Origin of the sequence: Arenibacter sp. P308M17, from assembly GCF_003426735.1 — a bacterium.
Classification (GTDB): domain Bacteria; phylum Bacteroidota; class Bacteroidia; order Flavobacteriales; family Flavobacteriaceae; genus Arenibacter.
The window spans coordinates 315,412-335,145 of sequence record NZ_QVON01000002.1 but is presented as its reverse complement, the minus strand read 5'-3'; the positions used below and the strand labels follow the sequence as shown (position 1 = coordinate 335,145).

Here is a 19,734-nt window from a genome sequence, read left to right as displayed (position 1 = left end):
GGCAGGTAGGCATTTTATTGCCTATTGGATTATTTTGTCCTGTATCTTGGTTCTTTTAGCGCAGCGGTCTTAAATCCTATATCTCGTACGCTCTGCGTAGAGGTAATTTAATCAAATCAAAATTATTTTATCGGTCACCCATTTTATTCAAAAATGAACTTGATATTTTTGAGCATTCCATATTGGGAAATCGGAAAATTTCATGCCTATATTTTTCCGATTTCACAAGTAATTAGGGTAATCGCCATAGGTATATACAATAGCTATATTGGAATAAGATTTTTTAATCCAGAATAGCCCAAACCCCTTTATTTAGATGTAATTTTACATCAGAAATTAATTGTTTAAATTTTATAAATATGACTTTAGTAGGTAAAAAATTTCCAAATCTCAGTGTTAATGCAATGAACGATTTAGGGGATACTTTCAAATTGAACGTTTTGGAAGAAGCTAAGAACAATAATAAGAAAGTGATCTTATTTTGGTACCCAAAGGATTTTACTTTTGTTTGCCCAACGGAATTACATGCCTTCCAAGCGGCTTTGGGTGAATTTGAAAAAAGAAACACCTTGGTGATCGGTGCGTCCTGTGATACTGCCGAAGTTCATTTTGCCTGGTTGAATACAGCAAAGGATAATGGAGGAATTGAAGGGGTTACCTACCCTATTCTTGCAGATAGCAATAGAAACCTCGCCTCAACCTTGGGGATATTGGACATTACCAATGAACAGTATAATGAGGAAACTGGTGTGGTCATGGTAGATGGCGACAATGTAACCTATAGGGCCACTTATTTATTGGATGAGGATGGTACCGTATTCCATGAAGGAATTAACCATATGCCCTTGGGCAGGAATGTAAACGAGTATCTTCGTTTGATCGACGCCTACGCCCATGTTCAGGAAAAAGGAGAAGTTTGTCCTGCCAATTGGGAAGAAGGTAAAGATGCCATGAAAGCGGATAGAAATGGTGTGGCCAGTTATTTGTCGGCACACGCAAACTAAGTTCAATAAATACATATCTAAGGAGTCAATGGCGATGTAGCATTGGCTCCTTTTTTATAAAGGACTCGTTCAAAATTAAATATAGAATTTATGATAGTTGAATTGGAAAATGATAATCTGAAAGAGATTGTTGATCAGAATAAAAATGTGGTTGTTCAATATTCCGCTACCTGGTGCGGTAATTGTAGGATAATGAAACCCAAGTTTAAAAAAGAGGCATCCATAAATGAAGGCATCACCTTTGTTCTGGCAGATGCTGAGAAATTTCCAGAATCCAGAAAGTTGGCCAATGTGGACAATCTTCCCACTTTTGCCGTTTTCAGTGATGGCGAATTCAAGAATCAGGTCCAGACCAATAAATATGAAGTTTTAAAAGAATTGATCAGTGAAATTACCAGTAATTAAGCACCTAACAGGCTTTATAGCCGAAAATGACGAGGATTATGTATTGGAAACCATAGAGACATTGGAATCCATCACCGAAGTAGCCTCGTTAAAGGATGAGGAATTGGACGTTATTGGTGAATTGATTTCCAATCTATACGGCGCCTTGGAGGTACAAAAATCCATTAAGGAAGGGAAGCCCCAAAAAGAGGCCTTAAACGAATTTATGCAACGGGTAACCGGTTCCATAGACAGGTAAAAGCCATTTATCCTCTAATAATAACAGATACCTTTATCTTATGCTGTAAATAGAGTAGGATAAAGGAATCTGTATTTAAGCGTAGTTTTGGGTTAGTGTCCAGCCAAGCTTAAACCTACGGGTAATTTAAACGTTGACCGGACACTGGTTTGGCCCCTTCTTATTTTTTATCCATTATTCCTTATTTATCAAGCATATATTTTTTATTTTCACCCAAAATTTAAATACACAATCATGGCTACAGTAACACTAAAAGGAAACCCGTTGAACACTATAGGAACACTACCTAAATCTGGGAGTAAAGCGCCCGGGTTTTCTTTGACCAAGGGAGATTTATCCAATTCAAATTTGGAAGATTATAAAGGTAGAAAAGTGGTATTGAATATATTCCCCAGTGTGGATACGGGCACCTGTGCCCAATCTGTAAGGCAATTTAATAAAGAAGCTGCCAAATTAGAAAACACCAAGGTCTTATGTGTTTCAAAAGACCTTCCCTTTGCCCAAGCCAGATTCTGTGGTGCTGAAGGAATAGAAAATGTTGAAATGTTGTCCGATTTTCGCGACGGCAGCTTTGGAAAGGCCTATGGCCTGGAGTTTGTGGACGGACCACTAAAATCCCTGCACTCCAGGGCAGTGGTAGTTTTGGATGGGGACGCTAAGGTTATTTATACGGAACAGGTTGCGGAAACCGTTGATGAGCCCAATTATAAAGCGGCCTTGGAAGCCCTGATGGATGCATAAGGAAAGCTTTTTGGTGAATCGCATAAAGAGCGTTGGTTATGCCTTAAGGGGAGCGATCCTCTTGATTGGAACGGAATCCAGTATCAAAATCCAGGTCTTTATCACTTTGGTGATGACCGCGGCCGGATTCTATTTCGAAATTTCCAATACGGAATGGATTCTTCAGATTTTGGCTATTGGATTGGTACTGGGAATTGAGGGCTTAAACACGGCAGTGGAAAAAATTGCGGATTTTGTCCATCCCGAATATGATGAAAAAATTGGGTTTATCAAGGACATCTCCGCCGGTGCCGTTATGCTGGTTTCCATTGCCGCATCCATTATAGGCCTTATCATTTATATTCCCAAACTCTTTTAAGATCAATTTCATATATCTTATTTTGCTATCCAGCTAAAAAAAGGAATCCGTTTAATGCTATATCTATAGGAAAAGTTTAGATGCGTTCATAAGTAAACTACCTCGGGACATTGAAATGAACTTTATTTTTAGATATTGACGCCTGCCTGAACGGAAACGGGCAAGCGTTGAAACATTTAAATCCCGATTATCTAGTAAATTTGTAATTTAGCCACCAGAATAGAAGATTTAATGGCAAAAAAGGTAAAAAAACCAAAGTCTACGCCCACTAAAAAAGGCTTTTCCTTAAAGTTATCACAACAGAACAAAATTATTTTTGGAGGGTTGTTAATGCTTTTGAGTATTGCGCTGTTCTTTTCTTTTGTCTCCTTTTATTTTACCTGGCAGGATGATCAGAGCCTTTTAACAGAATTTGCGGACAGGAATGAACAGGCCAGGAATTTGTTGAATAAATTTGGTGCCAACGTAAGCCATTTTGTACTTTACAAAGGATTTGGAGTATCGTCCATTATCTTTACTTTTCTTCTTTTTATAACCGGTCTCTATCTATTTTTGAGTATGCAAAAACAAGGGCTGCTCCGAAAATGGATATGGGGATTGGTATTTATCATCTGGTTCTCCGTTGCCCTGGGTTTCTTTGCAGCTGGAAAACCGTTGTTGGGCGGAATGGTCGGGTACGAGATGAACGATTTCCTTCAGGATTATGGAGGGAAAATCGGGGTATTTCTTTTATTGCTTTTTGGTTTGATCGTTATTTTGGTTCGCTTGTTCCAATTTTCCCCGGATAAAGCGGTTGCATATATAAACGACAAGGGGAAATCCTTGGCCACCGAATTTAAGAAAGATAGAACTGTCAAGTCCGATTCCGATAGTGACCGGGAAAACGATATTTCCTTTACTCCGAAAAAGGAAGAGACCCCTGTGGTAATCGATACCTACACCCATAAGAAGGATATTCCCGTTTTGGCAAAAGAGGACGATGAAGGGGAATTTGAAGTTAAGGTGGGTGCCGAAGAGGATACCATTGCCATGGAAGTGGAGAAAATTAAGGAGGAGAAAGAGGAATTGGATAATATTTCCGACAAGCTGGTGGAAGATTTCGGTGAGTTCGACCCTACCTTGGAATTGGGCAATTTTAAGTTTCCCCCATTGGATCTTTTGGATCAGCACGGGGCAAGTGGAGGTATTACCATCAATCAGGAGGAACTGGAGGAAAATAAGAATAAAATTGTCGAGACCTTAAAGAACTATAAAATTGGTATCGCACAGATTAAAGCGACCATAGGCCCTACGGTTACCTTATATGAAATTGTGCCCGACGCCGGAGTACGAATTTCAAAAATAAAAAACCTTGAGGATGATATTGCCCTTTCTTTGGCGGCACTCGGTATTAGAATTATAGCTCCCATTCCAGGAAAGGGAACCATTGGTATTGAAGTGCCCAATAAGAATGCCACTATCGTATCCATGAGATCCGTTATTGCTTCCAGTAAATTTCAGAAGGCAGAGATGCAATTGCCCATTGCCTTTGGAAAAACCATCAGTAACGAAACCTTTGTGGTAGATTTGGCCAAAATGCCCCATTTGTTGATGGCAGGAGCTACCGGCCAGGGGAAATCCGTGGGCCTAAATGCAGTATTGACCTCTTTGCTCTATAAAAAGCATCCTGCAGAGGTAAAGTTTGTGCTTATAGATCCCAAGAAGGTGGAACTTACACTATTCAACAAGATTGAAAGACATTACCTCGCCAAATTACCGGATTCCGAAGAAGCTATTATTACCGATAACAATAAGGTAATCAATACGTTGAATTCGCTTTGTATAGAAATGGACAACCGTTACGAGTTGTTAAAGGTGGCCATGGTCCGTAATATAAAGGAATATAACGCCAAGTTTAAAGCGCGGAAACTGAATCCGAATGATGGCCATATGTACCTGCCCTATATCGTATTGGTCATAGACGAGTTTGCCGATTTGATCATGACCGCCGGGAAGGAAGTGGAAACCCCTATTGCCAGGCTGGCACAATTGGCCAGGGCTATCGGGATACACTTGATCATTGCCACCCAAAGACCTTCCGTTAACGTAATTACAGGGATAATAAAAGCCAACTTTCCGGCCAGGATTGCATTTAGGGTGACCTCTAAAATAGATTCAAGGACCATTCTGGATACACAAGGCGCCGATCAATTGATTGGTCGTGGGGATATGTTATTTACCCAGGGCAATGACGTTACCCGTATTCAATGCGCCTTCGTGGATACACCGGAGGTCGCCAAAATTACTGAATTTATTGGCTCGCAAAGGGCCTATCCGGATGCACATTTACTTCCGGAATATATGGGAAATGACGATTCTGGCACAAGTATTGATTACAATATTTCCGAACGGGATGCCATGTTCAGGGAAGCGGCGGAAGTAATCGTAATTGCGCAACAGGGTTCGGCCTCCTTGATACAACGAAAGTTGAAATTGGGGTACAATAGGGCCGGGAGAATTATAGATCAGTTGGAGGCCGCAGGCATAGTTGGCCCCTTTGAAGGTAGTAAGGCCCGTCAGGTCCTTGTTCCCGATATTTATGCCTTGGATCAACTATTGAACAATGAAAGTGCTTAGGAGGTACCGTTAAAAATTTAAATAGAAAAGAATGAAAATTAAACTATCCATAATCTTATTGGTATTATCTACTTCAATAGCAATGGCACAAAACGCTGCAAAGGCCAAAACGTTGTTGGATGAAGTGTATAATAAGGTAACAAGTTATGACAATATTTTTGTAGACTTTAAATACAGCCTTCACAATGAGGAGGCCAACATAAATACGGAAACACGTGGTGATGTAACCATGCAGGGCGATAAATATTTATTCAATTATCTGGGGTCCAAACAATTGTATGATGGAAAAAAGGTGTATACCGTTGTTCCTGAAAATGAGGAGGTGACCATTGAGGATAAATTGGATGATGAAAACACCATTACTCCGTCCAAGATGCTTACTTTTTACAAGCAGGGGCACAATTATGCCTGGGATATTTTACAAAATATCCAGGGAAGAAAAATACAATTTGTGAAGTTGACACCGATCGATACCAATTCTGAAATCAAATCTATTTTGTTGGGCATAGATGTGGAGACCAAACATATCTATAAGCTTATAGAAACAGGGAGGAACGGAACAAAAACGACCATTACTGTTAATTCTTTTAAAATTGACCAGCCTTTATCCAAAACCTTATTTACTTTTGACGAGAGCAAGTATAAGAATGATGGGTACTACATCATAAGAAATTAGACATTGAGAATTCTAGACCGATATATATTATCGAGGTTCCTCTTTAATTTTATCAGTTCGTTCGTAATACTGATGTTTATCTTCGTATTTCAAACGATCTGGTTGTTTATTGATGACTTTGCAGGTAAGGGCTTGGATATTTTCATAATTGGAAAATTCCTTTTTTACCTTATGCCCAACCTAATGGAACGTGTAATTCCCTTAACGGTATTGCTTTCTTCCATTCTCACCTTTGGCACCTTTGCGGAGAATTATGAATTCGCGGCCATGAAGGCCTCTGGTATTTCCTTACAGCGGGCCATGTTGCCACTTATTATTTTTGTTACATTTTTAGGTGGGGTCACTTTTTATTTTGCCAATAATATTATTCCTATTTCCGAACAAAAAATATACAATTTAAGAAGGAATATTGCCAAGGTAAAACCGGCGGCCATTATTTCAGAAGGGGTATTCAGTGATTTGGAAGGTACCGATATGAACATGAAGGTAGACCGTAAATACGGGGAAAACGATCGATTTTTGGAAAATGTCATCATTCATGAAAAGTCCAAAACAAAGGTAAACACCACGGTAATCAAGGCCAAATCCGGAGAACTTATCAGCAGTGAGGACTCCGATATTTTACAGCTGGTATTAAAAGACGGACACTATTATTTGGACGTGACTACTAAAAATAACAAGGACAGGAAGAAAAATCCGTTTACCAAGGCAAATTTTAAGACCTATACCATTAACAAGGACCTATCGGACCTGAACGATGTAGATTTGGATGAGGAGCGGGATGTAAGTACGGACAAGATGAAAAACATTTCCCGCCTTACCAAGGATATAGATTCCTTGAAGAAGGACAATGTTAAACTGGTCACCGCTTTTTCCAAGAATATTACAGGAAGAATGGGCGCTTTCGTACCTTTGAAAAAACCCGATTCCCTTACCCAAATTACCATCGATAAAAAAAAGAGGGAGATGGATTCTTTGGGCACCAATAAGAATACGGATAGTATTTTGTCAATCTTTCCCTCATGGCACCAGACCCAGATTTTAAGTTCGGCAAAGAGTTCCGTTTCAAATATTATTACAAGTATTCAGGGCAAGAAAAATGAGCTTCAAATAAAGTACAAGATATATCGGCTCCATATTTTATCGCTCCATAAAAAGTACGCCTTGGCATTGTCCTGTATTATTTTGTTCTTTGTTGGGGCCCCCTTGGGTGCCATTATCAGAAAGGGTGGTTTGGGCCTCCCCATGGTTATAGCAATTATCCTCTTCCTAACCTATTATTTTATTGGGGTATTTGCAGGAAATTATGCCAAGGAAGGGAATATTCATCCTATTATAGGGGCATGGCTCTCTACATTAATAATGTTACCTTTAGGGGTATTCCTTACCAGGAGGGCCACTGCGGACAAAGGACTGATGTCCTTTGGGAGCATATTTGATTATTTTAAGGGCGTATTTAAGAAGAAAGATAAAATTGCAGTAACATGACAACAAAAGTTGAAAAGGCCATTACGCTAAATACCATAGAAGAGGCCATTGAGGATATAAGGCAGGGCAAGGTCATTATTGTTGTGGATGATGAAAATAGGGAGAACGAAGGGGATTTCTTGGCCGCTGCGGAATTGGCAACACCGGAACTGATCAACTTTATGGCTACCCATGGCAGGGGGCTGATATGCGCCCCCCTTACCGAAGGTAGGTGTAAGGAATTGGGACTTCACATGATGGTCCACAACAATACCGATCCTATGGAAACGGCCTTCACCGTTTCCGTAGATTTAAGGGGCCATGGGGTTAGTACGGGCATTTCTGCGGCAGATCGTGCAAGTACCGTTAAGGCGTTGACGGACACCAATATCAAGGCCCACGATCTGGGAAGGCCGGGACATATCTTTCCATTGGTTGCCAAGGAAGGTGGGGTATTGAGAAGAACGGGACATACAGAAGCAGCCATTGATTTTGCCCGTTTGGCAGGTCTAAAGCCTGCCGGGGTAATCGTAGAGATCATGAACGAGGACGGATCTATGGCCCGATTGCCACAATTGGTAAAAGTAGCCAGGACATTCAACTTGAAAATTGTGTCCATTGAAGCCCTGATCGCTTATCGTATGGAACATGACAGCCTGATCCGTAAAAAGGAAGATTTTGATATTGTCACCAGATTTGGCGAATTTAGATTGAGGGCCTATCAGCAGACGACCAATAATGAGGTACATTTGGCGCTGACCAAGGGAACTTGGGATAAAAACGAAAAGGTCCTTGCCAGAATAAATTCTACCTTGATCAACAATGATATTTTGGGCACCCTTACCAACAATCCGGATAAAAAATTGGAGGACATGTTCAATGCCATTAACAAGGAAGGCAAAGGGGCCATAGTCTTTATAAATCAGGAATCCGAGTCCTTGAACCTTTTGGGCCGTTTGGGAGAACTTAAAGAATTGCAACAACAAGGTATATACAAGGCGCCCAAGGTGGATATGGATGCCAAGGATTTTGGCGTTGGGGCCCAAATTCTGCACGATTTGGATATTGCCAAAATTAGGTTGTTGAGCAATTCCAGCCATACCAAAAGAGTGGGTATTGTAGGTTACGGACTCGAAATAGTGGAATACGTAACCTACTAATTTTGTCTTTTTCTCTCACCGTAGCGCCGCTATGCTGCTCCATAAAGCCTTTATTAGGGCATAAAAGCATAACTTTTCGATTGAAAACAAAAGGTCAAGATGAGTTCAAATAATAAATGCCGAAGAAAATGAGTCTTCGGCATTTTATTCTGGTAGAAATCGTAGGGATTTACAAGGGTCTTACCCAGATGTTCCTGAACTGTGTTTTGTTGCCGTGGTCCTGTAGGGAAAGTACATCATCCCCATGGGCCGATGGATAGTTGTGCAGGCCGGTATAATAGGTGTTGCCATTGATCTCCACATTATTTTGTACCAGTACCCCGTTGTGCAGCACTGTAATTTTTGCCCTGGCATCCAAACGACCGTCTTCCTTAAACCTTGGTGCCGTATAGATGATGTCGTAGGTGTTCCACTCCAAGGGGCCGCGCATAGCGTTGACCAGGGGCGCGTGGTCTTTATATATACTGCCTGCCTGCCCGTTCCTATAGGTACGGTTGTTGTAGGAATCCAATATTTGCAGTTCGTATCTGTTCTGTAAAAACAATCCGCTATTGCCCCTACCCTGGCTATGGCCTTCCACCACATCCGGAGCGCTGAACTCGATGTGTATCTGGCAATCCCCAAACTTCATTTTTGTACTTATTCCCCCCGTCCCCGGAACCACTTCAAAATGGTCCTTATCCACTATTTTCCATGGAGCGGCCAAGGTATTGTCCTTTTGGCTCACCCATTGGTCCAAGTTGCTGCCATCAAATAAAATAATGGCATCCGAAGGGGCATCTCCCAAAGTTTTTGCAGGGGTCACCACACCTACCTCCGGCTCCCAGATTTCGGTCATTTCAGGCTTCATGGGCATGGGGGATACTTCCGGGGGAATACCGCTGTGCTTGTTCTGGGCCCCGATTTGTATTGAAAGCGCAATGGTAAAAATACAGCTAAGGAAAGTCTTGGAATTCATATGAACTATGGATTTTAAGGTGTTTTTTTTAGATTATTAAATATAGTTATAATCTAAGTACATGACAAAAATCATTTTAACTAGGTTTCTCGGAAAATCCGTTTTACCCCAAACCCTAAAGCCTGCCTGTCCGGTAGGCAGGGGAGCCTGATTTTCCTTGATTTCTCCCCTGTCCGACTACTTCGTTCAGGCGGGCTTTAGGGTTGTGGTAAAAAATCAAGGAAAATCTTGCGAAATTGAATTTTGTCATGTACTAAAAGCTATAATACTTAAATTTACATATCAATATGGCTACTCCCCCATATCCAGTTCCAGTTCCCCGCCTTTTACCAATTGTGAGTGTCTAAGGGTATAATCATTTATAGCCTTATTGTTCAAACGGGCCTCTTTAACGGCCCATTGGTCCATACCTTTCCTATTAGCCTTTATCGTAAACTTTTTCCCGGTATAATAATCGGGGTGGAGACTTATTTCAATTTTGTCAAAAACCGGACTTCCCAATTCATAGACCGGATCATTTTCGGTTCCCCCGTTCATTTGAAAAAGCCCTATTTTCATTAATACGGCCAAACTTCCCATTAGTCCCTGGTCTTCATCGCCATTATAACCGGTGGAAGGGGAAAGTCCGCCAAATACCTTGTCCACAATCTTTCGGGACCAATATTGTGTTAGATCTGGCCTGTCCAACAGATTGAATACGAATGCCGTTTGTATGGACGGTTGGTTCCCGTAATTTATGGGAATACGCCTGTATTCCGGGTGGAGTTCCTGTGAGTGGGAACTGCCTGCCGTGAATCCTAATTTTTCTGCCGCTTCAAACTGGGCATTCAGTTTTTCCACAGCCTTTGGCCTGCCACCCATTAGGTCTGCCAGACCGTTAATGTCATGGGGTACGAACCATGTGGATTGGGCTCCGTTGGATTCTATAAATCCATGTTGATGTACGTATGGGTCAAAATCTTCCTGCCAGGTTCCGGCCACATCCTTCGGTCTCATCCAACCCAAGCTTTTGTCGAACACATTTTTGTAATTATAGGAACGCTGTAAAAACAGCTCATAGTCTTCCTTGTGCCCAAGTTTTTTGGCCAATTGAGCCAAGGTCCAATCCTGGTAGGCGTATTCCATGGTTAGGCTGGCCCCATCCTGGTGTCCGCCAAATTTACCCTCGGGTACGGGATAAGGGACATAGCCATCATTCAAGTAATATTTAAATCCCCCACCAAGTGCGGTCTTATGTTCATAACCTGCTTTTTCCATGATACCGCCTGGCATATGGTTTTTCTTCAATGCCCCGTAGATGGATTCCAGATCCTGCTTAATAATTCCTTTTTGTATAGCACTGACTATAAAGGGAGTGGACGAGGCACCGGTCATAACATAGGTGTAATTGCCTCCCGAAGGTCCGCGCGGGACCAAACCGCCATCCTTATAATATTGCATTAGGGAATGGGTAAAATCTTCCATAATATCCGGATAAACCAAACCCCAAAGGGTATTGATGGTCCATTGCGCCCCCCAGAAGGAGTCCGAATTATAATGATTGAATTTTGGTTGTCCGGTAGCATCCAAAGGTATTTGCCCTATTCTAAAGTTATCTCCCGTATTATCGGGATAGGCCCCGTTAAAATCGCTTATCACCCTTCTGCCCTGCAGGGCGTGCCAGAGATCTGTATAAAATCTACGCTGCTGTGTTTCAGAGCCCCCTTCAATTTTAATTCTGCCAAGGAAACCATTCCATTCCTCTTTGGATTCGTCCACCACCTTCTGAAAATCCCAATGGTTCAATTCCGAATCCATATTGATTCGGGCATTTTCGGCAGAAGTATAGGATATACTGGCTTTCATCAATACATTGCGGTTTTTTTCATCCGTATAAACCAAATAATTGCCGGTTTCGGGATCATGGGAAATAGCACGGATATCCGAGTTCAATTCTATTTTAAAAAATAGCTTGAAGGGTTTGGGCCGTCTCATTGTTGGGGTCATTTCCAGTTCTCCGGAAAGGGTAGTGTTTCCTGTTTTTTCCAAGATACCGTTTATATTTTCATTGGGTCCTAAGAGGGTGTTCAGGTTGAAAAGTATGGCCGGACTTCCTTTTTTTGGAAAAGAATATTTGTGGAAGCCCACTCTTTTTGTACTGCTGAGTTCCACAGATATTCCCTGTCGTAACAGCTCTATATGGTGATAACCGGGCGACACCTTCTCCTGTTCGTGATTAAATTTTGAATAGAAATCCTTGTATATAGTAGTCTCGTTTTCGGGGCCAACACTTACGGGCATTACGGAAAGCCCGGAAATCTGCCAACCATGAACATGGCTAAATCCCTTAATGGTATCCGTTTTGTATCTATAGCCACTGCCCCAGGCACCTTCAATTGCTGTGTCCGGACTTAAATTTACCATGCCAAAGGGTCTTGATGCCGAGGAAAAGAAGAACCATCTGGAGTTTTCGGAATCGAGATGTGGATATACCAGGTCAACAACATTTGTGGATCTTGGGTTCTGTGGCGGGGATGTTTCCTGGCACGAATAAAAAGATGAAATGGTAAGTAAAAGAAGCAAATAAAGGGAGACTTGATCTAATTTCATTTGGTTGGTTTTATGCTTAACAATAGTTTATATATAGAACTCAATAATAACTCAATAATTGGAGATATCAACACTATTTTGTAGAACATTTGTCATTTTTTTGGCCCTTGCTTCGACCTCCTCTTCACTCCATCCCAATTTGATAAGACAGGATATATTGCGTCCTACCCAATGATCGGATTTTGAAAAGTTGGACGAATTATAATTTGGCAAGCCATTTTTTAACTCTTCGGAAAAATTGCCCAGGCCATTAAGATTTTTTAAATGCTCCCATTTCCTGTAATAATGCCAATTATTATCGAACCAATAAAAACAGGCATCCACACCATTTTCAGCAAATGCTTTTATGGTTTTTTTAGCCAAATCTTCCGTGGGAAGAAAAAAGCTTAGAAAGGAATAGTTCTCTATTCCGTGTTTTGGAACCCTTCTGAAGCTAATTCCGGGAATTTTTTTTAGGGCGGAACGAATGATGGAATAATTTCTTTTCTGGATCGCAATAAAATCGTCCAAACGTTCAATTTGGGCAAGGCCTACGGCGGCGTGGAGTTCGGATATGCGATAGTTATAGCCCAAAATGGGGTGGTTTTCCGCTCCCCTATCCTTACCGATATGATCATGGCCGTGGTCGGAATATTGATCGGCAGTGTTATAAAACTCACTGTTGTTGGTGATTACGGCCCCCCCTTCCCCACAGGTAATCGTCTTCACATAATCGAACGAAAAACAGCCTAAATCCCCATAACTACCCAGGGGCTTGCCTTCATAGCTACCGCCAATGGCCTGGCAGGCATCTTCCAAAAGAATTAGGCCGTGTTTTTGGCATATCGTTTTTAAAGGCGACAGATCTGCCATGGATCCGCACATATGTACGGGCATCACTACTTTGGTCTTATCGGTTATTGCCTTCCCAACGGCCAGGGGATCCAGGGTAAGGGTATCGTCCACATCCACCAGGATGGGAATGGCCCCCAGAGAAAGTACTGCTTCAAAGCTGGCTACAAAGGTAAATGTGGGCAATATAACTTCATCCCCTGCACCTACCTTGGCACAGGCCAGTGCCACTGTCAGGGCTGCGGTACCGCTGCTCACTAACTGTGCGTGGTTTACTTGCATTCGTTTTTCCAAGGCCAGTTCCAATTCTTTTGCTTTCCAATGGCCATTCCTCATGGCATCAAACCCATACCGCATCAACACTCCTGAATCCATAACATCCTTGATCTGTTTTCGTTCCAAATCCCCAAAAAGTTCAAATCCTGGCATACTTTAAATATTTATTTATGATTTTTAATTGATTTAATTTAATTATCCCTTTAAATGTTAAAACCCTGCCTACTGTCCTCTAACTTCATTACAGTTACTTTTTTGCTTCTATAAGCCTGGGTAGTTCACCCTTGACAAAAGGTAATGGGCAGTAGATAGTGTTCAGTAAACATTTATTTACCAACCTTGTGGCCTAAGTTTATTGTCCATTGCCAATTGCTAATAGCTTATGCAGCTTACGACCAACATATTACCCAGTCCTTGACAGGGAATACCATTCCTTTCCAGAGCCCTGTATTCCATTGTGGATAGTTTAAAGTGTAACTAGTGTCCTGTCAACCCTACTTTGGCCATCCCAAGTCTTGTTCTTTTTCACCCGGCCTGCGTTAAAAAACAGTTCCGTAGCTACGGCTATGCAACATTTTTTTGCCTTGCCCAGATAAAAAATAACGGCGACTTAAACGACACAGTAGCATTGACACGACACTAGTGTCCAGTCAAGCCTAAACCTACGGGTAATCTAATGTGTCTCTTGAGCCGCTCCTGCGTTGCAAAAATCCTTACGTAGCTACGGCTATGCTCGTTTTTTGCGCCTTGGCCCAACTCAATATCCATCATTCCTTACCCGTCATTTAAACGTTGACTTGACACTAGGGAAGGTGGATGATGCTTTCATCCAAATCCCTACGCACTTTTTTAAGGGAAGCGAACATATCGTCCGTTGCCCTATAGCCAACAGGAAGTACCAATACCGAGGTTAGTTCCAGCTTGTCCAGCCCTAACAACTCATCGTAGGAGTTGGGCTGAAAGCCTTCCATAGGACAGGCATCTATTTCTTCCATAGCACAAACGGTAAGCAAGGTACCCAATGCCAGGTAGGCCTGATTGGTGGCCCAAACCCTGACCTCTTCCATTTCTTTTTTGGAAAAGCTTTCGATCAGGGCACCCTTGAACGGATCAAGAATTTCATTGGACGTATTTCTTATTTGCTGTACCCTTTCAAAGTAGTCATGGATAAATTTCCGGCCAATTTGTTTTTCTATACAAATAACAAAAACGTGGGATGCCTGTTCCACCTGTTTTTGTCCATAGGTAAACTTTACCAGTTCCTTTTGCAGTTCCTTGTTTTCAACTACCAATAATTTGATGGGTTGCAATCCATAGGAAGTTGCCGTTAAATTAAAGGCCTGCTTTAACTTACCCAGTTTTTCCTCCGTTAACATCTTATCGGCGTTGAATTTCTTTACGGCATAGCGCCATTCCAATTTTTTGATAATATCCAAAATACAAACACTTTTAATAAATAACCATAGTTTAAATCGCCTCTATATGAAAATAATACCGCAAGCTATATCATTTGCACAATTCCCTCCCCTTTGTTCACGGATCATTACCATTGGGCGTCCAATCCTTCAAGGGTTTCTATAGAGGTTAAAGTTAAGGCTATTTTCCAATCCAACTTGTTGTTCCACTTAAAAAGTATAAAGTTGCCCGGGTGTAAGCTGCTTTCTTTACCGCTACGCAACAAGAACCAAGATACAGGACAAAATAATCCAATGTTGTGCATCGCGACTATCTATACCCTGCATTGGAAGCAGTGTCATACAAAGGTAGGCCTGCCAGTGCCGTTCTGGAGGGCTTCAGGGAATTATTTAAATAAAATATCTTTAATTCTTTTAAAAAGAACAAAAAGGTTTCTATATTTGCAGCCGCTAAGGAGAAATGGCTGTCCCGATAGCTATCGGGAGGTCGAAGCGGCAGAAACGCCTCCAAAGCACATTGACTGGAGAAATGGCAGAGTGGTCGAATGCGGCAGTCTTGAAAACTGTTGAGGGTCACACCTCCGGGGGTTCGAATCCCTCTTTCTCCGCTAAAAAGCCCCGTAGACCAATGTTTACGGGGCTTTGTTTTTATGGGTGACAGATTAGGTGACAGTTCATTATTTATTTACAGCACCTTCAAAGTACTTTGCAGTCTCTTTATCTAGGTAATTTTTCTCTAATTTCTTCTACTACTTTTGGCCCAAGTAGTCTGCTCATATGAGGAAATAGCCTGGTGGAGAATAACGATTCTTTAAATTCTCCAACTGTTTTCCAACCGTCAGGACTACCGTTGGTCGCTGACGAGGATTTACCCTGAATAGAATCTACAATTTTCTGTTGGGCAGATAGACTAAGCCCTACAGCAATAGGTTGGTATAGCAATTCTCGCCCATTCAACAGTTTGTAGCTTGGATTGTTATCGAAAACTGTTTCAGTTTCCGGAATTTCGATTTCTTTGGCTTTGGATTCGTCAATATATTCTTGCCAATTAGTATCACTATTAAAAAACTCCAAACTTGTTTCAAATACTTCACTTAAATGATCATTGTAACTAATAATGAGCTCTTTTTTTGCTCTTGTCATGGAAACGTAAAGTTTGGATATTTCCCTAAACTTTTCACTTTGTGGTAATTTGGAATTGGGGAATTCATTTTTAGAACAGTTAACGATAATTACTATATCAAATTCAAATCCTTTGGTTTGTTCTAGATCTGATAAAAATATATTACTTGATGATAGGTCGTGGTCACCATCTAAGACTGGTAATTTCATTTTTTTACCTAAATATTTTACTTGAAAATAAGTCAAACCTGCCACCACCAAGCATGCCTTTTGTTGACTTTCTAAATTTTCATTGAGATACGAGTAACTGTTTTGAATCTCCGCGTTTAGATCTGTACTTTTCCTGATAAATGGTTTTGGAGTAGAAAAATTGGCATATTCCGGATTTAACAATTGAAATCCATTTTGATTATACTGTATTTCGTCCGTATTTTTTTTAAAGACGTCACTTGCGGCTTCTAAAATCTGTCTACTATTTCTATAGTTTTTAGTAATAGATAAATACTTAACAGGCTTTATTCCGGCCTTTACTATTTTATGTTGTTTGGTCAATACTTGTTGCGCAATGTCCCCACATAGAAATAAATCATTATCTGCTGGTTCCACCAATTTACGCAGAACTTCTAATTCGGTTGTCCCGAAATCTTGTAATTCATCAACCAATATACATCTGTATTTCGGGTGTATATTTGTTACATATTGATGTAACGGTTCCAATAGTCCTAAATAATCACTAACCCCTACAAATCGCATTTTTTCCTCCCATTTCTCTAGACCTTGCAAGATGAAACTTCTAAAGTTTTCTGGGAAAGCTTCACTTCTTCCTTCCCTTTCCATTTTAAGATAGTCGTTTCTTTCATCTTTTCTTAGTGAACTTCGAACATAATCAAATTCTTGTTTGAGATATTGACTTGGGAAAATATTACGCGACAACAGTGAGCCATGAACATCCAATAGTATTTTCGCGTCATCATTGTTTTCACGACACTGATAAAATTCTCGCCATATCTGATCAACATCCTCGTCAGTTTTAAAGGTAACATCCGAGAGTAATTTGTCATTTTGAGCTTCCTTGGAGTTTTCTAAAATTAGGTCCCTACAAATTTGCCAAAAAGACTTCACCTCAATTTGTTTTGCTAGTTCCTCTTTGTCATTTTCCGATTCCAAAGCCTTTTCGATAAGATCTTCTATTAAATCTGCTAAAGACCTATTGATCGTAGTTATCAATATTTTCTCATTTTTGTATTTCCTGGATAACCTAATGGCCCTGTTTACGACCACGCAGGTTTTCCCCGATCCACTTACCCCTAATAATCTCGCCGGCCCGCTAAAGTCTTCATCTACAACTTTTTTTTGCTGAGGATGCATAAAAAGCATCCAATCAAGCCAATTATTTCCTTCAATTATTTTTTTGAAATCTCTTCCTATGAAATCATCCATGGACAAAAATTCTTCGCCGCTGGTAACCTTTTCAAGATCTCTAGGAAGAGCATCCGATACCTTCTTAATTTCCTCGGAAAATATTAAAATCCTGTCTTTAGCATTATCTACATCGTCTCCCTTAATGTAAAGAAGCACATCGAAGATCATATCCTGTACTTTGGAATCTGCAATGCCCACTAATGCATCTAGGATTTCTTCTTCATCTGAAAAGCTATCTAGCGCAGATATCTTTTTGAAATTGGAAAATTTTACATTGTCTTCTATAACTTCTAAGTATTTATCTTTTAGTTTTGATATTAAACTGCCATCTGTTATGATTTCTTCTACAATTCGTGGTTGTTCCAGTTTGGACAAATCTTCGGTTATCCTAATCCCTGTAATTTCATAATCCGCACTTATAGTTAGGGTGTAATTTCTATTGATATTCAACCACTTATCACAGGCATCGTGATCACCGGCAAATACCAAAGCACAAACATTATTATCTTGAATTGTTATCAATCTACAAGCACCATTAAGGTCATATTTTATACAGTGCTTTATTCTGCTTTCGCCATGGTTGGTTAAAGGCACACCTTTGAATGGTTGAGCCTCTCCCATGTTAATACTTCCGATAATGGAATTTATCTTAATTGCGGCCTTTTGATAATGACCTCCGCGGCGGTGTAAAGCTTTGATTTGCTCTTTTAATAATTCTTTTTTATAGATGTACTTAATATTCATATTTCTAAAACAAAATTAATATTCACTTTATTGGCCCAGAACCTCAAAAGGCCAAGAGTAATGACAATAAGCAAAAGGTTTACCCCCTTCTTTATTTGTGATTTTTGCTTTTATCTTAAATTTTGTGCCAACAGGATATTCTTCACTTAGAACTTTAGAACAAGCTACATGCATTTCCTCAATGTAGGGCTCTTGTCCTGGAATAGGTTTTATGTGAATGTCACCATGATATCCGTTATTAACTTTCGGTTTATAACTTTCTACAATAATATAACTGTATTCTTCTTTTCTCATGATTATTAAATTACCTGATTAATTAAACAATCCAAAAGCCATTTTATTGTATGAATTAGCTCTTCACTACCCCATCAAAGGCCAATCTTTGTATGTATCTTCAGCCTGTTCAACAACTTCCTTTAAAAGATTATCCAATTCGGTGAACGGTATCTTGCCTCGCAATTCTTTTTTTACCGCCAGGCGTATGGCAGCCCTGGCATCTTCTTTCTTTGTCCAATCCAGTTTTAAATTTTTCTTTACTGAAGCTACAACGGAATGTACCAGGTCTTGAATAGGGCCCTTTACGTTCAATAATTTTTCGTTGGCGGACAGCAAGTCATAAAAAGCCAATTCGTCCTCTCTGAACGGGTATATGCAGGTATTTTATATGTTGATTTGACTATTATGTTATTATTTTTTTAATATCATAGGATCCACTTTTTTCAATGCTTCAAGTTCGTTTACACCTTGCCTTAAAAAATCTACCATAGCCGGAATTTGTTCTTCTTCGTCAATAATAAATTGCGCGATGGGTTCATATAGTCCAATGGTAACGCAGTCATCAAATTCATCTACTTTCCATTTCTTTAGAACTTTTTTGAACAGCCTAATGTAATCTTCGGTTTTTTTGTATTTTTTTGCTGTTGAAATATAAACTCTGGAACTTAGCACCATTTCATTGTCCCACCAGATAAAGCCAAAGCTTATACTGAAAAAATGACTAGTTGGACGGTGAAAACCCTGGTATGTGGAATACCATTCGTCTTTCATCCTTGTACTTCGTGCTGAATCTTTTGATAAAGTCCCAATTTTGGACTCGTAGTATTCTTTGATGCCATCTAGCACTTCATCCATTTTACGGATTGTCCCTGAAATATTTCTCAAAACAGTTAGATCGGTATAGGTGAAATTTTTTGATTCTGACATATTTTCCTCTTTTAAGTATGATTTTAATTCTTGTGTTATAGCCGTGTTTTCGATATTGATGATTTGAAAAATGTCAAACCACTTAAAAAGACGAAGGTTTATATTTGGGTTATCGTTTTCTTTGAAGTCGTAATACTTAGTCAAGTATACCAAGTATCGATTTAATAAGGGCTTGCCCTCCAATATTTTTTTGTAATCTTCAAGTTGATTGGGCCTTTCAAAATGCTCGATCTTACATTCTATAAGTATGCAGGTCTGTGTTGATGGTATATTTATTTCAATGTCCGGTCTGCCAAATTCATAAATCGATTGCGTTTTAATGTTGGTTTCACTATCGGGTATAATATCAAAATTTTGAAGAAAATCAAATAGCAGCTTTTTGTCTGTTTGTAAACAATGGGCAAAAATTTCAATCAAAAAATTCTCTTTAGAGTTTTTATTTTCTCTTTGCCTGTAAGAATATATTTTACTAAATACTGATTCAGTCATTTTTGAGACCCACAATTTGT

Annotated in this window: 17 protein-coding genes and 1 tRNA gene; 10 read left to right on the top strand and 8 right to left on the bottom strand. The window is 40.1% G+C overall.

Annotated elements, in window-relative coordinates:
* The first annotated feature begins 359 nt into the window (after positions 1 to 359).
* The 9 genes from D0S24_RS05340 (at position 360) to ribB (ending at position 8,665) form a co-directional block, all read left to right on the top strand.
* Entirely contained in the window at positions 360 to 1,004 is a 645-nt protein-coding gene (locus D0S24_RS05340; RefSeq protein ID WP_117018830.1) for a peroxiredoxin, read from the top strand.
* A gap of 90 nt (positions 1,005 to 1,094) precedes the next feature.
* Entirely contained in the window at positions 1,095 to 1,409 is a 315-nt protein-coding gene (locus D0S24_RS05335; RefSeq protein WP_117018829.1) for a co-chaperone YbbN, read from the top strand.
* Positions 1,390 to 1,647: a DUF6952 family protein gene (locus D0S24_RS05330; RefSeq protein WP_117018828.1), complete on the top strand. Its 258-nt coding sequence runs from the start codon at positions 1,390 to 1,392 to the stop codon at positions 1,645 to 1,647. Before D0S24_RS05335 ends, D0S24_RS05330 begins: the two co-directional genes overlap by 20 nt.
* Positions 1,648 to 1,881: 234 nt before the next feature.
* Positions 1,882 to 2,388 (top strand): thiol peroxidase, encoded by a 507-nt coding sequence (tpx, locus tag D0S24_RS05325; protein ID WP_117018827.1) that lies wholly within the window; start codon positions 1,882 to 1,884, stop codon positions 2,386 to 2,388.
* Positions 2,381 to 2,746 (top strand): diacylglycerol kinase, encoded by a 366-nt coding sequence (locus tag D0S24_RS05320; protein WP_117018826.1) that lies wholly within the window; start codon positions 2,381 to 2,383, stop codon positions 2,744 to 2,746. Before tpx ends, D0S24_RS05320 begins: the two co-directional genes overlap by 8 nt.
* 231 nt (positions 2,747 to 2,977) lie before the next feature.
* A complete protein-coding gene (locus tag D0S24_RS05315) occupies positions 2,978 to 5,362 on the top strand; it encodes a DNA translocase FtsK (protein ID WP_117018825.1) in 2,385 nt (794 codons plus the stop codon).
* A gap of 31 nt (positions 5,363 to 5,393) precedes the next feature.
* Positions 5,394 to 6,038: an outer membrane lipoprotein carrier protein LolA gene (locus D0S24_RS05310; protein ID WP_117018824.1), complete on the top strand. Its 645-nt coding sequence runs from the start codon at positions 5,394 to 5,396 to the stop codon at positions 6,036 to 6,038.
* 72 nt (positions 6,039 to 6,110) lie between these two features.
* A complete protein-coding gene (locus D0S24_RS05305) occupies positions 6,111 to 7,526 on the top strand; it encodes an LptF/LptG family permease (RefSeq protein WP_251795720.1) in 1,416 nt (471 codons plus the stop codon).
* A complete protein-coding gene (gene ribB / locus D0S24_RS05300) occupies positions 7,523 to 8,665 on the top strand; it encodes a 3,4-dihydroxy-2-butanone-4-phosphate synthase (RefSeq protein ID WP_117018822.1) in 1,143 nt (380 codons plus the stop codon). The genes D0S24_RS05305 and ribB overlap by 4 nt, the downstream gene beginning before the upstream one ends.
* Before the next feature lie 169 nt (positions 8,666 to 8,834).
* On the opposite strand, the gene D0S24_RS05295 is transcribed toward ribB, so the two are convergent.
* The 4 genes from D0S24_RS05295 to D0S24_RS05280 all read right to left on the bottom strand — a co-directional run bounded on the left by D0S24_RS05295 (position 8,835) and on the right by D0S24_RS05280 (position 14,755).
* Positions 8,835 to 9,623, bottom strand: a complete 789-nt coding sequence (locus D0S24_RS05295) for a DUF1080 domain-containing protein (protein WP_117018821.1) — start codon at positions 9,621 to 9,623, stop codon at positions 8,835 to 8,837.
* Positions 9,624 to 9,914: 291 nt separating this feature from the next.
* On the bottom strand, positions 9,915 to 12,212 hold the full coding sequence (locus D0S24_RS05290; protein ID WP_117018820.1) for a GH92 family glycosyl hydrolase: 2,298 nt from the start codon (positions 12,210 to 12,212) through the stop codon (positions 9,915 to 9,917).
* Positions 12,213 to 12,263: 51 nt separating this feature from the next.
* Positions 12,264 to 13,472, bottom strand: coding sequence for a DegT/DnrJ/EryC1/StrS aminotransferase family protein (locus D0S24_RS05285; protein ID WP_117018819.1), 1,209 nt, complete (start codon positions 13,470 to 13,472; stop codon positions 12,264 to 12,266).
* 650 nt (positions 13,473 to 14,122) lie between these two features.
* On the bottom strand, positions 14,123 to 14,755 hold the full coding sequence (locus D0S24_RS05280) for an NAD(P)H-dependent oxidoreductase (protein WP_117018818.1): 633 nt from the start codon (positions 14,753 to 14,755) through the stop codon (positions 14,123 to 14,125).
* A gap of 502 nt (positions 14,756 to 15,257) precedes the next feature.
* Here D0S24_RS05280 and D0S24_RS05275 point away from each other — a divergent pair.
* Positions 15,258 to 15,342, top strand: a tRNA-Ser gene (locus tag D0S24_RS05275).
* Between the two features lie 109 nt (positions 15,343 to 15,451).
* On the opposite strand, the gene D0S24_RS05270 is transcribed toward D0S24_RS05275, so the two are convergent.
* The 4 genes from D0S24_RS05270 to D0S24_RS05255 form a co-directional block, all read right to left on the bottom strand.
* Entirely contained in the window at positions 15,452 to 18,022 is a 2,571-nt protein-coding gene (locus tag D0S24_RS05270; protein WP_117018817.1) for a UvrD-helicase domain-containing protein, read from the bottom strand.
* Between the two features lie 27 nt (positions 18,023 to 18,049).
* Entirely contained in the window at positions 18,050 to 18,316 is a 267-nt protein-coding gene (locus D0S24_RS05265) for a hypothetical protein (RefSeq protein WP_220377730.1), read from the bottom strand.
* 66 nt (positions 18,317 to 18,382) lie between these two features.
* The gene (locus D0S24_RS05260) at positions 18,383 to 18,649 is read right to left on the bottom strand and encodes a type I restriction enzyme endonuclease domain-containing protein (RefSeq protein WP_181938035.1); all 267 of its coding nucleotides are present in this window, start codon (positions 18,647 to 18,649) and stop codon (positions 18,383 to 18,385) included.
* Positions 18,650 to 18,709: 60 nt separating this feature from the next.
* Positions 18,710 to 19,714, bottom strand: coding sequence for a PD-(D/E)XK nuclease family protein (locus D0S24_RS05255; RefSeq protein ID WP_117018814.1), 1,005 nt, complete (start codon positions 19,712 to 19,714; stop codon positions 18,710 to 18,712).
* Between the last annotated feature and the right edge of the window lie 20 nt (positions 19,715 to 19,734).

Bases quoted from the DNA above. Each gene is read 5' to 3' on its own strand.
- D0S24_RS05340 (WP_117018830.1), top strand. From the start codon at position 360: ATGACTTTAGTAGGTAAAAAATTTCCAAATCTCAGTGTTAATGCAATG.
- D0S24_RS05335 (WP_117018829.1), top strand. From the start codon at position 1,095: ATGATAGTTGAATTGGAAAATGATAATCTGAAAGAGATTGTTGATCAG.
- tpx (WP_117018827.1), top strand. From the start codon at position 1,882: ATGGCTACAGTAACACTAAAAGGAAACCCGTTGAACACTATAGGAACA.
- D0S24_RS05320 (WP_117018826.1), top strand. From the start codon at position 2,381: ATGCATAAGGAAAGCTTTTTGGTGAATCGCATAAAGAGCGTTGGTTAT.
- D0S24_RS05315 (WP_117018825.1), top strand. From the start codon at position 2,978: ATGGCAAAAAAGGTAAAAAAACCAAAGTCTACGCCCACTAAAAAAGGC.
- D0S24_RS05310 (WP_117018824.1), top strand. From the start codon at position 5,394: ATGAAAATTAAACTATCCATAATCTTATTGGTATTATCTACTTCAATA.
- D0S24_RS05305 (WP_251795720.1), top strand. From the start codon at position 6,111: ATGTTTATCTTCGTATTTCAAACGATCTGGTTGTTTATTGATGACTTT.
- ribB (WP_117018822.1), top strand. From the start codon at position 7,523: ATGACAACAAAAGTTGAAAAGGCCATTACGCTAAATACCATAGAAGAG.
- D0S24_RS05295 (WP_117018821.1), bottom strand. From the start codon at position 9,623: ATGAATTCCAAGACTTTCCTTAGCTGTATTTTTACCATTGCGCTTTCA.
- D0S24_RS05290 (WP_117018820.1), bottom strand. From the start codon at position 12,212: ATGAAATTAGATCAAGTCTCCCTTTATTTGCTTCTTTTACTTACCATT.
- D0S24_RS05285 (WP_117018819.1), bottom strand. From the start codon at position 13,472: ATGCCAGGATTTGAACTTTTTGGGGATTTGGAACGAAAACAGATCAAG.
- D0S24_RS05270 (WP_117018817.1), bottom strand. From the start codon at position 18,022: ATGAATATTAAGTACATCTATAAAAAAGAATTATTAAAAGAGCAAATC.
- D0S24_RS05265 (WP_220377730.1), bottom strand. From the start codon at position 18,316: ATGAGAAAAGAAGAATACAGTTATATTATTGTAGAAAGTTATAAACCG.
- D0S24_RS05255 (WP_117018814.1), bottom strand. From the start codon at position 19,714: ATGACTGAATCAGTATTTAGTAAAATATATTCTTACAGGCAAAGAGAA.